We start from the raw sequence: 394 nt of genomic DNA on the forward strand, positions 1-394 counted from the left end.
GTTAAAGAGTTCTTTGGTTCCAGCCAGCTGTCCCAGTTTATGGACCAGAACAACCCGCTGTCAGAAATCACGCACAAACGCCGTATCTCAGCATTAGGCCCGGGCGGTCTGACCCGTGAGCGTGCCGGCTTCGAAGTACGAGACGTTCACCCGACTCACTACGGCCGCGTATGTCCTATCGAGACCCCTGAAGGTCCGAACATCGGTCTGATCAACTCCTTATCTGTTTATGCACAGACTAACGAATATGGTTTCCTGGAAACCCCGTACCGTTTAGTGCGTGACGATGTTGTTACCGATGAAATTCATTACCTGTCTGCAATCGAAGAAGGCAACTTCATCATTGCACAGGCAAACACCGTATTAGATGACGATGGCCACTTCGTTGATGAAC

At 50.5% G+C, this 394-nt stretch carries 1 pseudogene; it reads left to right on the forward strand.

The features are described from left to right. Positions 1-394: pseudogene (locus tag EVJ34_RS15565) on the forward strand (DNA-directed RNA polymerase subunit beta); the annotation flags it as partial.

The sequence above is a fragment of the Exiguobacterium sp. SL-9 genome, assembly GCF_004336985.1.
In the GTDB taxonomy this organism is placed as follows: Bacteria; Bacillota; Bacilli; order Exiguobacteriales; family Exiguobacteriaceae; genus Exiguobacterium.